Raw genomic sequence first — 13,245 nt, 5'->3', positions numbered from 1 at the left:
ATCAGCGTCCCTCGCGCGACAGCCGCGGATTGAGCGCGTCGTTGAGGCCTTCGCCGATCAGGTTCAGGCCAAGCACCGAGATCAGGATGGCGACGCCGGGAAACACGGTGATCCACCAGGCCTGGCGGATCACGGTGCGGCCGGCGCCGACCATGTAGCCCCAGGAGATCAAATTGGGATCGCCGAGGCCAAGGAACGCCAGCGAGGATTCCAGCAGGATCGCGGTTGCGACCATCAGCGAGGCCAGCACGATCACCGGCGACAATGCGTTCGGCAAGATCTCGCGCAGGATGATCCAGCTGTTGCTCTGGCCGGTGACCACGGCGGCCTGGACATATTCGCGCGTGCGCAGCGACAGCACCTCGCCGCGCACGAGGCGCGCGACCGGCGGCCAGCTCACCACCGCAATCGACGCCACGATCGAATAGATCGAAGGCTGGAGGATCGCGACCAGCACGATCGCGAGCGCGAAGCTCGGAATGGTCTGGAAGAATTCGGTGAAGCGCATCAATGCGTCGTCGACCTTGCCGCCGAAATAGCCGGCCATGGCACCGATCGGCACGCCGACGATCAGCGCCACCAGCGTCGAGACGAGGCCGACCAGCAGTGACACGCGCGCGCCGAAAATCATGCCGGCGAACACGTCGCGGCCGAGCGCGTCGGTCCCGAGCGGCACGGTCGAGAGCGTGAAGGGCGGCAGGAATGGCCGCTGCACCATACGCCAGGGCGAGTTCGGGAACAGCAGCGGCCCGAACACCGCAACGGCGATCGCGAGCACGAGGATGATGAGCCCGATGACGCCGCTCGGACTGCGCAGCATCGATTTCCAGAACTGTTTCATGTGGCGTATTCGATGCGCGGATCGACCAGGCGATAGACCAGGTCGGTGATGAGGTTGAAGATCAGCACCATGGCGGAGCAGATCACGAAGACGCCAAGCAGCAGATTGTAGTCCCGCTGCAATAGCGCGTCGTACATCAGGCGTCCGATGCCGGGCCAGGCGAACACGGTCTCGGTGATGACGGCGCCGCCGATCAGCGTGCCGGAATGCACGCCGGCGAGCGTCACCACCGGCAGCAGCGCGTTGCGCAGCACGTGGCGGCGCTGGATCACAGCGTCTGAAAGGCCCTTGGCGCGCGCTGTCTTGACGAAGTCGAGCCGTTTCACCTCCAGCATCGAAGCCCGCGTCATGCGGGTATAGGTCGCCATGAAGAACAGGCCGAGCGTCATCGCCGGCATGATCAGATGTCTTGTGACGTCGATCACATGGGCAAGGCCGGTCAAGTTGGCGCCGACCGTCTCGTAGCCAAAGCTCGGCAGCCACTCCATGGTGACCGAGAACAGCAGAATGCCCATCAGCGCCACCCAGAAGATCGGCATGGCGTAGAAGATCAGCGCGAACACGGTGATGGCGGTATCGAGGAAGGTTCCGGCGAAGCGCGCGGCGAAAGTGCCGAAGAGGACGCCGAGCATGAGCGAGATCGTGAAAGCCGTCAGCGTCAGCAACAGGGTCGCCGGCAGCCGCTCCAGGATCAGCTTGGATACCGGCGCCTGCTGGCGGAAGGAGAAGCCGAGATCGAGCGTGGCGATGCCCTTGACGTAGATGAAGAGCTGCTCGGGCAGCGGCTTGTCGAGGCCGAATTTTTCCTTGAGCTGCTGGACGAAGATCTGATCGCTGGCCCCCGCTTCGCCGGCCATCACGACCGCGGGGTCGCCAGGCGCAAGCCGGATCAGGAAGAAATTGAGGACGACGATCGCGAGCAGGACGATCACGCCCTTTGCGACACGCTGAGCGACGAAGGAGAGCATTGTTAGATGGCGATCAGGTCAGGTTGAAGGCAGCGGCAGTTGCGGTACGCTCCCTCTCCCGCCTGCGGGACAGGGCAGGGGAGAGGGTGCTTCCGCAGAGAGGGCGACAAGTGGCGAAAGCCCTCTCCCGCTACGCGCTTCGCACGTAGCGACCTCCCCCGCAAGCGGGGGAGGTGAAGCGAGCCCGCAGCGGACGCCTTCACTTGTCGAGCCATGCGTCCTTGAAGCCGTCATTGACCCCGATCCCGGTGGTGATCAGGTTCTTGACCTTGCAGCGCGTGATGGTCGGGAATTGCAGCTCGAGCATCCAGGCCACCGGCACGTCCTCGACCAGGATCTTTTGCGCCTTCTCGTAGATCTCCTTGCGCTTAGAATCCGCTGTCGCGACTGCGCCGTCGGCAAACAGCTTGTCGATCTCGGGATTGGAGTAGCCTTCGACGTTGTTGAAGACCTGGCCCTTGGCGATCGCGCTGGAGACGTAGTTGCGGCCGACGCCGAGCGCGGGATCGCCGTACTGGTAGAGATAGGTGAAGGCGATGTCGTAGTCCCAGTCGCCGATCTTCTGGTTGCCACCGGCAACGTCGGTGGCGATCGTCTCGATGTTCATGCCGACGTCCTGGAGGTTCTGCTTCACCGCTTCACCCCAGCGCTGCCAGGTCTCGCCATAGGCGAGCGGCAGCAGGCGGATCTTCTCGCCCTTGTAGCCGGCTTCCTTCAACAGCGCCTTGGCCTTGGCCGGATCGTAGGGATATTTCGGCACGTCATCGGTGTAATACTTGATGGTCGAGGCGGACGGGCCGGTCGCGACCTTGCCGAGTCCGTTCCAGATCACGTCCTTGGCGAAGTCGCGATCGATCGCATACATGATAGCCTGACGCACCCGCTTGTCCGCGAGCGGACCCTGGCGGTTGTTCAGCCACAACCAAGCCAGCGGCGAAAAGAACTCCCAGCCGGCGCCGGTAACGCAGGTGTCCTTCAGCTTGGACAGCCGCGGCACGTCGAAATTCTCGACCGAGCCGCCGGGCAAGACGTCGACCTTGCCTGTTTCGTATGCCACCGAGCGCGCGGCGGCGTCCGGGATGACCTGCCAGTAGATCTCGTCGAGATAGGGCTTGCCCTTCTCGTAATAGTTCGGGTTCTTGACCAAGCGGATGAACGAGCCCTTCTGCCATTCCTTGAACATGAAGGGGCCGGTGCCGATCGGCGCATTGTTGTAGGGGTTGGTCTTGAAGTCGGTGCCTTCGTAGAGATGCTTCGGCACCATCGGCATCGAGCCGACCTCAAAGATGCCGAGGAAAGGGCCGAACGGCTGCTTCAGCGTGAACACGACGGTGTGGTCGTCGGGCGCCTCGACCTTGTCGACCTGCACGAGGTTGTTGCGGGCGCGCGCATGGGTCTGCTTCAGCATCTCGATCGAGAACAGCACGTCGGCGGCGGTGAAGGGCTTGCCGTCGTGCCAAGTCACCCCCTTCCTAAGCTTGAAGGTGTAGGTCTTGGCGTCCTCGCTGACGCTCCAGCTCTCGGCCAGCTCCGGCTGCGGCTCGAGCTTGGGGCTGTAGCGCAGCAGGCCCTCGAAGATGTTGCCCGACACCATCTGGACCGGCCCGTTCTGGACCATGGCAAGCATCAGGCCGGGCGGCTCGGGCTGGATCACCGCGTTGATCACGCCCCCCGTTTTCGGCTCTTGCGCCAGCGCCGGGGCGGTAAGGCCGCAAGCCAGGAGGATACCGAGCAACACTCGTTTTGACATGTCGTATCTTTCTCAAGCGAGACCAGCCGTAAAGGCTTCGCACGTCATGGCGCGCGAAGCTACGGCCGTCCCATCCCAGTCCCCATCCGATATCAAGGCTCACATAGTCTCGTTCGACGCCGCAAGATGAAAGTCTCGACAGTGTTCGCACAAAAAATGTACAGCGCGTTCCGTTTTTACTTGATTCATGGTCCTGTCATGGAGACAAGTCGGCCATGGACAATGCCACCCGCTCCGAACGATCCCGCAAGGCTGCGCTCGAAGCCGCGATCAGAATCATCGCGCGCGATGGGCCTGGCCGGCTGACGCTCGATGCCATCGCGCGCGAGAGTGGTCTCAGCAAGGGCGGCGTCATGCATCAGTTCCGCACCAAGGAGGCGGTGCTCAAGGCGCTCCTGGAGCGGCAGATGGAGCATTTCGAGGAGTTCTCGACCCGTTATCTGGCGAAGGTGAGTGCGACCTCGGCAAATCCCAATCTGGCGACGCAGCTTGCGACCGTGCGCGAAGCGGCCACGTCGCCAAATTCGGCGGCGCTCGCGCTGGTCGCAGCCATGGTCGAAAATCCTAATCTGATGTCGCTTCCGCGCGACCGCGAGATGAAGAGGGTGGAGGCCATCAAGGCGGAGGCCGCCGATCCCGAGCTCGCGCTGTTGCGCTGGGCAGCGGCGCGGGGGCTATTGTTGAGCTCGCTTCTTGGCATGTCGCCGCTTGGCAAGGACGAGCACCAGCGCCTATTCGCGCGTCTGCTCGATGACGATCAATGGCGGCCGCTCGAAAAGCCGGCCAAGGTCCGCGCCGTGAAAGCCGGCACGACATCCGCCGCGAAGGCCGGAACGGCGCGCAAGCGCGCGTGAGTCATCGTTAGCGAACTTCGACCGGCGGCTGCACAAAACCGCGCCTGCGGCCAAATGTGCCAGGCCTCGCTTTTCGCGTTTACAAACCAACCGGTCGGTTTTATAAATGGAAATACTGAGACGGCCCGAGGCGTCTGACATGGCCCCGGACGATGCGTTGGGCCGGCGATGGTGAGCCCCGCAGCCGCGTCTGGTCCCGTACGCGGCTGCGGTTGCCATCGCTTTCCGTCAAAGCCGCAAGAGGAGTCTGGAATGGATCGCTCGATCGCCATGCGCGGTCTGGGAACGCTTGCTCTGTGCGCGGCCGCGGGCGGTTGCGCCTCGGTTGCACCCGTGCCTTATTCGGAGATAGCTTCCTCGGCCTATATGGCGCGGGACAAGTCCGATGCCTCCGGCCGGGTGCCGTACCGCTATTCCACGCCGGTCGACTGGCGCGCCTATAATAAAGTGATTCTCGAACCGGTCGTGGTTTACCGCGGGAAAGATCACCAGTTCGCCGACATGTCCGACAAGGACAAGGCGACGCTCGCCGCCTACATGCAGGACCGCTTCGCCGAGCGGCTGCGCGGCCGCTTCATGCTGGTGCGCGAGCGCGGGCCCAACACGCTACGGATCAGGCTGACGTTGACCGGCGCTGTCGCCAACATGCCGGTGCTCGGCACGCTCTCCCGTTTCGATGTCGCGGGCGCGGTCTACAACGGCGTGCAGGCTGCCCGCGACGGCGAGGGCACCATGACCGGCTCGGTCATTTACGGCGTCGAGATCTTCGATGCCGCGACCGCGCGCCTGCTCAGTGCCTATGTCATCAAGCAATACCCCGGCGCCTACGACATCAAGGCCAGCGTCGGCTCGCTCGCGGCCGCCAACGCCGGCCTCGACAAGGGTGCCGATGCGCTGATGGCGCAATTGAACTGACGCCGCAACCCATCAAACCAAAGGTGCTGCTGATGAACTTCTTGCTTCGCTTCCTGCTGCGCATTGCGATCACCATCGTGATGATGGTCCTTGGCGGCCATGCCGGCGCCGTCGGTCCCCTCGATCCCAGCGGCACCTGGCTCGTCGAGGACGGCCGGGCGCGCATCCGGCTCGAGCGCTGCGGACCGTCGCGCGATCGCATCTGCGGCTTCATCGTCTGGATGAAGGAGCCGGCCGACAAGCGCGGCCAGCCCTATCGCGACAGCCAGAATCCCGACACCGACAAGCGCGCTCGTACGCTGCTCGGCCACCAGCTCATCATGGGCTTGCAGGCGACGGCCGACGGCCGTTTCGCCGGTGACATCTACAATGCCGAGGACGGCAAATCCTATTCGGTCTCGCTGTGGCGCGAATCTGCCGACCGCCTCAAGCTCAAGGGCTGCCTGATCAAGCTGTTGTGCCAGACCCAGACCTGGCAGCAGACCCTCGACGTCCAGCCCGGCCAGCTCGTCGGCCTGACCGGCGATCTCAACGGCCCCCGCGCCGACAAGGAATGGGCGCAGGTGCCGGCGCCGAAGCCGATGCAGGCCAAAGCCAAGTAGCGGATTGCTTCGCTAACCATTCACTTGGTTTCCGGTGCGCCGACGGCTGCGCTAGCAATGACGACGTGATGGCGGTCGCATATTGCGCGCCTTCGAGATTTGACCGGTTGTTCGCCAAAAGCTATCCTTCCATCCCGACGGGTCGTCCAATCCGAATTTGCACGCGCGAATTCCTCATTCCGGGGCGCACCTATGGAATGGTCAGCCAAGCCCTCTCGTGCCGATCAGCCCTTCGGCAGTTGGGCCGACGATCTCGCTGCGGCCTTTGTCCGGCTCGAGCCGCGGAAAATCGCCGACCGTCCCTTCGAAGGTTCGATCGCGCGTACCGACGCCGCGGCGGTCCAGATTTCGCTGGTGAAAGCCACGGGGCACTGCGTTCTCCGGCTGCGGCCCCATATTGCGCGAAGCGCGGACGATCTCTGCTTCGTCAATCTCCAGCTCGAGGGCCTGGGCCGCACGACGCAACGGGGACACGAGCAGGTCTGTGCGCCTGGCGACCTCGCGGTCGCCGATACGACCGAGCCGTTCGAGATTGCCAACGGCCGCGACTTCCGCCTCTTTTGCTTTGCCGTGCCGCGGCGGCGCCTGCCAAAGAGCTTTGCGGATTCTCCGCGGCTTGCGTTGTCGAGGACGGAAAATGGCCGCGCGTTGTCGCGCACGCTCGCAGGCTATGCCGAGCTTTGCCTGGCCGCACCCGCCGTTGCGGCAAGCAGCGGCACGCATGTGGTCGAGCTGATCGCGCATGCACCGGAGATGCTGGGTGAAACGCCGGTTGCGCGCGTGAATGCGCCCGTGCTGCTGTCGATGATGCTCGACCATATCGACCGCCACAGCGACGATCCCGGTCTCGATGCCGAATTGCTTGCCCGGAAGTTCCGCTGCTCGGAGCGCTATGTGCACCGACTGTTCGTCGCGACCGGCCGCTCTGTCGGCGAGCATGTCAGCGATCGGCGGATCCTGGTCTCCGCTCGCGACCTGCTCGACGCGCAGCATCGTCACAAGACCATCTCCGCGATCGCGTATGAGGCCGGCTTTTCCGACATTTCGCACTTCAATCGCCTCTTCAAGCGCAGCCACGGCCTCGCCCCGCGCGAATTTCGCAGGACTAAGGGAAGGGCGAGTAGTTCACCTCCAGCCAAGAATTCGGTCGCTGCCGACCAAGATTTTCCGCCCTCGCTCGGCTCACCCTGGTGACCTGCCGGAGCGAGGGAGATGTTCGATGGCGATTGATTTCACGCTTTCACCTGCGCAGCGCGCGTTGCAGCTTCAATCGCGAAAATTCGCGGCGGAGGTCTTGGCCGGCGCCGGCAAGGCCGAGTTGCTGGCGACGCCGGAAGAGCGCTTCCTCGCGACGAAGCCTACCTATGAGGCGATGGTCGCTGCCGGTTATCTGCGCAAATGCATTCCGGCGCCGGCGGGCGGCGACAACGCCGGACTTGTCGACATGGCGATCCTGGCGGAAGAATTCTACGCTGTGAATCCGAGCGTGACGCTGACCATGCTCGGCACCGTGCTCGGTCTGCTGCCGATTCTGCTTGGTGGTACGGCGGAGCAATGCGCCCGCCTGCTTGCACCGTTCCTGAAGACGAGCGGCGCTCCGCTTGCGGGCTTCTGCTCCTCGGAACCCGGCGGCAGCGCCAATGCCGCCGCACCGCCGCCGGGCGAGGGCGTGCGCACCTCCGCTAAACGCGAGCTTGGCAACTGGATCATCGACGGTCGCAAGAAATGGGTGTCGTCCGCCACCGGGTGGGACCGCAACGGCGCCGACGTGTTGTGCGTGGTGTGCCGGACCAATCCCGCCGCGCCACCGGAGCAGGGTGTCTCCATCATTGCGGTCGAGGGTCCGGTGCCCGGCATCGTGTTCGAACGCGCCATCGATTCGATCGGCCACCGCGCTCACCTCGTGCCGGAATTCAGCCTGCGTGCCGTCACCGCGCCGCACGGCAATCTGCTCGGGCAGGAGGGGGGCGGCTTGATGCTGGCGTCTGCCGCCTTCACCGGCACGGCGGCGCTGGTCGGCATCTTCGGCGTCGCCCTGATGCGGGCCGCTTTCGACTTCGCACTGCATTTTGCCCGCACCGAGAAACGCGGCGGGGTACAGGCGATCATCGAGCATCAGGCGGTCGGCTATGCACTCGCCGACGCGAAGACCACTATCGAAGCCGCGCGCTACCTGAGCTGGCGGGCTTGCCATGCGCTCGATGCGCAATTGCCCGGCGCCGACGAGCTCGCGGTCCAGGCCAAGATATTCGGCTCCGAAGCCGCGGTGCGGGTCATCACCGACCTGATGCGCGTGGTCGGCATCGATAGCTACGATCACGCGGCGCCGTTCGGCCGCTTGTTGCAGGACGCGTTGGCGCTGCCGATCTTCGACGGTGGCAATATGGGCATCCGCCGGCGTCAGCTCCACGCGATGCTGATGCGGCCCGATTACGATCCGTTGACCGCGTGCGGAGGAGCCTGAGACGACGCGCCGTATCTGCATCCGCCTCTTGCGCATCCGATGGCGCTCGCCCCGCTTGCGGGGAGAGGGAGTTCTCTACCCCAACCCCGCGCGCCGGAACCCTTCCAGATAGTGCTCGCGGTCCGCCTCGTTCGCCCATGGCAGTTGCGTCGCGATCCAGTGCAGCGAGATACCGGGCTGGGTGCGGCGCAGCTCCTGCAAGGCCATCCCGGCGAGCGCCCGGTCATTGGTCATGCCGGCAGAGACTGCGAGCACGCGATAGGCGCCGGTGAGGTCGCCGCGGTGGCGGATCGCCTCGCGCGCCAGCGCGATCGCCTCGTCATAATGCCGCTCGGTGAAACGCGCATAGCCGGCGATGCCGTGATAGATCGCCAGCGACGGATCGCGCGGTGAGAGCCGGATCGCCTTTTGTGCCGCCTCGAACGAATCCTTCGGCCGTCCGGCATAGGACAGCGCCAGCGCATAATAACCCTGCGCCAGCGAGAAGTTCGGATTGAGCGCGAGCGCCTGCTCGAATTCGGACAGCGCGTCCGCAAGTCGCCGCGTGGAGAAGCAGACGCTGCCGAGCGCGGCATGCGCCCAGGCGTCCTCGTGGTCGCAGCGCACCGCTGCGAGCGCGGCGGCCTCGGCGACCGGCGCCGTCGTGGCGAGGTCGGCCCAGCCGAGATGCACGCCGAACATGTGGCTCGCCGCCAGCACCGACCGCGCCTGGCCGTAGGCCGGGTCGATCGCGATGGCGCGCTCCAGCAACGCCTGCGCGGCGAGGTGGTCGTGCCGCGTCACGCGCCAGTAATGCGATAGCGCGCGCATCACCAGATCCCAGGCGTCCAGGCTCGAAGGCGGCTTGCGGTGGCTGCGAAAATTCTTCGCCGCATGGATCTGCGGCTCGATCGCCGCGGCGATCGCATTGGTGATCTCGTCCTGCACGGCGAAGACGTCGATGAGCTCGCGGTCGTAACGTTCGGCCCAGAGATGGCTGCCGGAGGTGGCGTCGTTGAGCTGCGCGGTGATGCGCACGCGGTTGTCCGCCTTGCGCACGCTGCCCTCGACGATGTAGCGGACGCCGAGTTCCTCGGCGATCTGCCTGATGTGGACCGCACGGCCCTTGTATGTGAAGGATGAATTGCGGGCGATCACCATGAACCAGCGCTGCTTTGACAGCGCGGTCAGGATGTCCTCGCTGATCCCGCCGCCGAAATACTCCTGGGCAGGATCGCCGCTCATGTTCTCGAACGCGAGCACCGCGATCCCCGGGCGGTCGGCTGCCGCGCGCGCAGGGGCGGGCCTGGCTTCGGCCGGCACAAGCGAGGCTGCCATTTCTTCCCGGACTTTCCCGACGAAGCGAAAGCCCTTGCGCGGGATGGTCTTGATCAGCCGCTGGGTCGCGCCGTCGTCGCCAAGCGCCTTTCGTGCGGCATTGATCCGGCTGTTCAGCGCGGAGTCCGAGACGATCCGGTCGCTCCAGATTTGGCGGATCAGGTCATCCTTGCTGACCACTCGGGCGCGCTGGGCGACCAGATAGAGCAGCAGATCGAACACCTGGGGCTGCAACGGCACGGCCGCGCCGCCGCAGGTGAGCTCCCGCAGGTCGCCGTCGAGCACGTTGTTTTCAAAGCAAAATCGCACGTTTCTGTCGTCTCAAGCAAAAATCAAAGTCGTCTCAGGCGAAAATCAACCGTCCGCGAAGGCCTTGGGACGTCCGAAGCGGCATGGTGCACCGACCAATGAAGTGCCGGCGTTTTGGCACAACGGAGCATTCTATGACCCAAATTGATGATCAGTTTCATTCAATCGGCCCGGGGCTTGCGGGCTCACGCGTTTTCAAGTTCATCGCCTTTCTGTACGGAATTGCGGCATATCTCGTGTTTTTCGTCACCATTCTCTACGCCATCGGCTTCGTCATGGGGCTAGTGGTGCCAGAGACCATCGACACTGGAACCGACACGCCGACGGCCGAGGCCGTCATCATCAATCTCGTCCTGATGTCGCTGTTCGCCATTCAGCACAGCGTGATGGCACGGCAGCAATTCAAGGCGTGGTGGACGCAAGTAATCCCCAAGCCGATCGAGCGCAGCACCTATGTGCTGCTGGCGAGCCTGTCACTGCTCCTCCTGTTCTGGCAGTGGCGTCCGCTGCCCACGGTCATATGGAACGTCGCGGACCCGGATCTCGCCGTGACGATCGTCACGCTGTCGCTGGCGGGCTGGGTGCTGGTGTTCATCTCGACCTTCATCATCAACCATTTCGAGCTGTTCGGATTGCATCAGGTGACCAATCATCTCGTCGGCAAGGAGCCGACGCCGCCGCGCTTCAAGACGCCGCTGTTCTACAAATTCGTCCGCCATCCGATCTACCTCGGCTTCATCATCGCGTTCTGGGCGGCGCCGGTCATGACCGCAGGCCATCTGTTGTTCGCCGCCGTGACCACGATCTACATCTTTGTGGGCATCGCGCTGGAGGAGCACGACCTCGTGGATCTCTTTGGCGACGAGTACCGGCAGTACAAACAACGGGTGTCGATGCTTATTCCCTGGCGCCGGTCAGTATAACCTTCGGATCTTTCCGCGCGCGTCCGCCGAACGGAGGACGCGCCGCGGCGCCGATGCGCATAGCGCAGCGGCTAGGAAACTCTCCACGAGTCCAGCTCTCGCGGTGCCTTGTGGTGATTCCCCTTCACCCTCTCCCCGTACTCACCTTCGCCGAAATCCCGGCGGACAAGAGAGCGGCAGAGGGGAAACGACTCTCACTAATCATCAACGGAGAAAACAAAATGAAACATGTCGGAAACTGCTTCTGCGGCGCGGTCACGGTCGAGGTCACCGGCGCGCCGGAGGCGATGGGCTATTGCCATTGCCGTTCCTGCCGATCGTGGTCGGGCGGACCGGTGAACGCCTTCAGCTTGTGGAAGCCGGAAGCCGTGCGCATCAGCGAAGGCGCCCAGAATGTCGAGACCTTCGCCAAGACGCCGCTCAGCCAGCGCAAGTTCTGCAAGAAGTGCGGCGGTCATCTCATGACCAACCATCCGCCGCTCGGCCTGATCGACGTCTTCACCGCCACCATCCCCACGCTCGCCTTCACGCCCGGCGTCCACGTCAATTACGCCGAGACGGTGCTGCCGATGCGCGACGGCCTGCCCAAGCTGAAGGATTTTCCGGCAGAGTTCGGCGGTAGCGGCGAGATGATGCAGGAGTAGCGAGTTCTTCGCTTCTCCCCTCATGCGGCCCTGGAGGGGGAGGGTCGCTACGCATAGAGCGCAGCGCAATGCGGAGCGGGGTGGGGTGACGGTCTCTCCGCGTCGAAGACTGCCCGTGCGGAGAGATCACCCCATCCCGCTCGCGCTGCGCGCGATCGACCCTCCCCCTCCAGGCAGGGCAATCGGATATAGGTGTGCACGATGCGGCGACATCGGCAGTGGGCTCCCTCTCTCCCGCTTGCGGGGGAGGGTTGGGGTGGGGGGTGTCTCCGCGTCGGGACTATCGAGATTGGGGAGGATATCCCGCCGTGGCGAAAGCCCTCACCCGCCGCGCTCCGCGAGCGCGTCGGCCTCTCCCGCAAGCGGGAGAGGCCGAGCAAGCCCGCGGATAATCCTCGTGAAATCCATATGCGATTCCCCTGCCCTCCAGGGGAGGGTGAAATCGCACCACATCAAAACATCAGGTTGTCCTTCACCAGCACCCAGCGGCCGTCCTTAACCTGTTGCACCTGGGTGATGGTGCTGGCGAGATGGTCAGTCTTGGAGAACTTCGTCGGAGGCGAGTTGAAGATGTCGACGAACTTGTCTCCGGATTCCAGCGCGTCCAGCATCTTCTGGCCGGTCAGATCCTTGCCCGCCTTCTGCGCATAGAAGGCGAACGTCATCACCGCGTTGTAGCCGATGATGGCCTGGGTGTTGGCATCGGTGCCGAACGTCTTCTTGTAGGTGGCGAGCCAGTCCTTGACCTTGCCCTTGGCCGTGTCCTCGTAAGGAATCTCGAAGAGGGCGGCAGCGTAGAGGCCTTCTACGGCCTCCTTGCCGAGCATCGGCACCTCCATCACATTGGTGGGCGTGGCGCCAAGGAAGGTAACTTCCCAGCCGAGCTTCCTGGCCTCGGTCATGGCGCCGATGGGCTCACGCAGGATCGCGCCGAGCACGACGAGGTCGCAGCTGTCGGACTTCATCTTCGCGACCTGGGCGCTAAAGTCGGAGGCGCCGCGCTTGTAGCTCGTGATCGAGGCCGGCTGCACCTTCATGGCGGTGAGCTGCTGGTTGAAGCCGTCAAGCACGTTTTTGCCGTACTCGTCATCCTGGTACATGATGCACGGCTTCTGGAAATTCTTCCACTCCATCATGTATTTCAGCGCCGCGCGCGTGCTTTCGACATAGGGCAGCAGGTTGTTGAACTTCAATCGCTCCTGCGGCTTGGCCGGATCGAACTTGAAGGTGAACTCGGCCGCCGTCAGCGGGAAGAGCTGAAGCACCCCGGCGTCGAGCAGGATATCCTGCGCGGCGAGCACGGTCGGCGATCCCATCGGTCCCACCATCGCGAAGATCTTGTCGCGCTCGATCAGTTTCTGCGAAGCCAGTACAGCCTTCTTCGGATCGTAACCGCTGTCCTCGACGACCAGCCGAATCTTGCGGCCGTTAATGCCGCCCGCCGCGTTGACCTCCTCGACCGCCATCTTCATGCCGTTGGAGACCGGCACGCCCCAGCCCTTGATCGGGCCCGACAGATCCTGATGAGTACCGATGACGATCTCGGATCCCGAGATGCCTTCATTGGTGACCTTGGTTTGCGCTGCGGCCGGCAGACAGGTGAGCGCCACCGCGCCCACCGCAAGGCCGAACGTCCTCAACGATCTCGACATTGTCGT

The 13,245-nt window shown here is 64.0% G+C and carries 12 protein-coding genes; 7 read left to right on the top strand and 5 right to left on the bottom strand.

Translation table 11 applies throughout. The features are described 5' to 3' along the window. Nucleotide 1 precedes the first annotated feature (1 nt). From IVA82_RS07790 to IVA82_RS07780, 3 genes are all read right to left on the bottom strand, one after another. Entirely contained in the window at nt 2-841 is an 840-nt protein-coding gene (locus IVA82_RS07790) for an ABC transporter permease (RefSeq protein ID WP_247388950.1), read from the bottom strand. Beyond that, nucleotides 838-1,809, bottom strand: coding sequence for an ABC transporter permease (locus IVA82_RS07785; RefSeq protein WP_247388949.1), 972 nt, complete (start codon nt 1,807-1,809; stop codon nt 838-840). The genes IVA82_RS07790 and IVA82_RS07785 overlap by 4 nt, the downstream gene beginning before the upstream one ends. A gap of 199 nt (nt 1,810-2,008) precedes the next feature. After that, a complete protein-coding gene (locus IVA82_RS07780; RefSeq protein ID WP_247388948.1) occupies nt 2,009-3,559 on the bottom strand; it encodes an ABC transporter substrate-binding protein in 1,551 nt (516 codons plus the stop codon). A 215-nt stretch (nt 3,560-3,774) separates the two neighbouring features. Between IVA82_RS07780 and IVA82_RS07775 the strand changes: the two genes are divergently transcribed. The 5 genes from IVA82_RS07775 (at nt 3,775) to IVA82_RS07755 (ending at nt 8,394) form a co-directional block, all read left to right on the top strand. Beyond that, nucleotides 3,775-4,413, top strand: a complete 639-nt coding sequence (locus IVA82_RS07775) for a TetR/AcrR family transcriptional regulator (RefSeq protein ID WP_247388947.1) — start codon at nt 3,775-3,777, stop codon at nt 4,411-4,413. Nucleotides 4,414-4,665: 252 nt separating this feature from the next. Continuing rightward, complete coding sequence (locus IVA82_RS07770; protein WP_247388946.1) at nt 4,666-5,328, top strand: DUF3313 domain-containing protein; 663 nt, start codon at nt 4,666-4,668, stop codon at nt 5,326-5,328. Nucleotides 5,329-5,360: 32 nt separating this feature from the next. Beyond that, on the top strand, nt 5,361-5,930 hold the full coding sequence (locus IVA82_RS07765) for a DUF2147 domain-containing protein (protein ID WP_247388945.1): 570 nt from the start codon (nt 5,361-5,363) through the stop codon (nt 5,928-5,930). Between the two features lie 192 nt (nt 5,931-6,122). Continuing rightward, nucleotides 6,123-7,124: a helix-turn-helix domain-containing protein gene (locus tag IVA82_RS07760; protein WP_247388944.1), complete on the top strand. Its 1,002-nt coding sequence runs from the start codon at nt 6,123-6,125 to the stop codon at nt 7,122-7,124. Nucleotides 7,125-7,149: 25 nt separating this feature from the next. Continuing rightward, the gene (locus IVA82_RS07755) at nt 7,150-8,394 is read left to right on the top strand and encodes an acyl-CoA dehydrogenase family protein (RefSeq protein WP_247388943.1); all 1,245 of its coding nucleotides are present in this window, start codon (nt 7,150-7,152) and stop codon (nt 8,392-8,394) included. Between the two features lie 75 nt (nt 8,395-8,469). Here IVA82_RS07755 and IVA82_RS07750 read toward each other — a convergent pair whose 3' ends face one another. After that, the gene (locus IVA82_RS07750) at nt 8,470-10,020 is read right to left on the bottom strand and encodes a winged helix-turn-helix domain-containing protein (RefSeq protein WP_247388942.1); all 1,551 of its coding nucleotides are present in this window, start codon (nt 10,018-10,020) and stop codon (nt 8,470-8,472) included. 134 nt (nt 10,021-10,154) lie between these two features. Between IVA82_RS07750 and mddA the strand changes: the two genes are divergently transcribed. Together mddA and IVA82_RS07740 are read left to right on the top strand one after the other, a co-directional pair. Further along, nucleotides 10,155-10,943, top strand: coding sequence for a methanethiol S-methyltransferase (gene mddA / locus IVA82_RS07745; protein WP_247493231.1), 789 nt, complete (start codon nt 10,155-10,157; stop codon nt 10,941-10,943). 221 nt (nt 10,944-11,164) lie between these two features. Beyond that, on the top strand, nt 11,165-11,587 hold the full coding sequence (locus IVA82_RS07740) for a GFA family protein (protein WP_148742318.1): 423 nt from the start codon (nt 11,165-11,167) through the stop codon (nt 11,585-11,587). Between the two features lie 452 nt (nt 11,588-12,039). Here IVA82_RS07740 and IVA82_RS07735 read toward each other — a convergent pair whose 3' ends face one another. After that, nucleotides 12,040-13,239 carry an ABC transporter substrate-binding protein gene (locus tag IVA82_RS07735; protein ID WP_247387662.1) on the bottom strand — a complete coding sequence of 400 codons (1,200 nt, stop codon included), beginning with the start codon at nt 13,237-13,239 and terminating at the stop codon, nt 12,040-12,042. Nucleotides 13,240-13,245 lie beyond the last annotated feature (6 nt).

This window comes from Bradyrhizobium sp. 142, from assembly GCF_023074015.1.
Classification (GTDB): domain Bacteria; phylum Pseudomonadota; class Alphaproteobacteria; order Rhizobiales; family Xanthobacteraceae; genus Bradyrhizobium.
The sequence above is the reverse complement of the archived record's forward strand: the minus strand, read 5'-3'. Positions and strand labels throughout refer to the sequence as shown.

Excerpts from the sequence above, each read along its gene's own strand:
- IVA82_RS07790 (WP_247388950.1), bottom strand. The coding sequence starts at position 841 with ATGAAACAGTTCTGGAAATCGATGCTGCGCAGTCCGAGCGGCGTCATC.
- IVA82_RS07785 (WP_247388949.1), bottom strand. The coding sequence starts at position 1,809 with ATGCTCTCCTTCGTCGCTCAGCGTGTCGCAAAGGGCGTGATCGTCCTG.
- IVA82_RS07780 (WP_247388948.1), bottom strand. The coding sequence starts at position 3,559 with ATGTCAAAACGAGTGTTGCTCGGTATCCTCCTGGCTTGCGGCCTTACC.
- IVA82_RS07775 (WP_247388947.1), top strand. The coding sequence starts at position 3,775 with ATGGACAATGCCACCCGCTCCGAACGATCCCGCAAGGCTGCGCTCGAA.
- IVA82_RS07770 (WP_247388946.1), top strand. The coding sequence starts at position 4,666 with ATGGATCGCTCGATCGCCATGCGCGGTCTGGGAACGCTTGCTCTGTGC.
- IVA82_RS07765 (WP_247388945.1), top strand. The coding sequence starts at position 5,361 with ATGAACTTCTTGCTTCGCTTCCTGCTGCGCATTGCGATCACCATCGTG.
- IVA82_RS07760 (WP_247388944.1), top strand. The coding sequence starts at position 6,123 with ATGGAATGGTCAGCCAAGCCCTCTCGTGCCGATCAGCCCTTCGGCAGT.
- IVA82_RS07755 (WP_247388943.1), top strand. The coding sequence starts at position 7,150 with ATGGCGATTGATTTCACGCTTTCACCTGCGCAGCGCGCGTTGCAGCTT.
- mddA (WP_247493231.1), top strand. The coding sequence starts at position 10,155 with ATGACCCAAATTGATGATCAGTTTCATTCAATCGGCCCGGGGCTTGCG.
- IVA82_RS07740 (WP_148742318.1), top strand. The coding sequence starts at position 11,165 with ATGAAACATGTCGGAAACTGCTTCTGCGGCGCGGTCACGGTCGAGGTC.
- IVA82_RS07735 (WP_247387662.1), bottom strand. The coding sequence starts at position 13,239 with ATGTCGAGATCGTTGAGGACGTTCGGCCTTGCGGTGGGCGCGGTGGCG.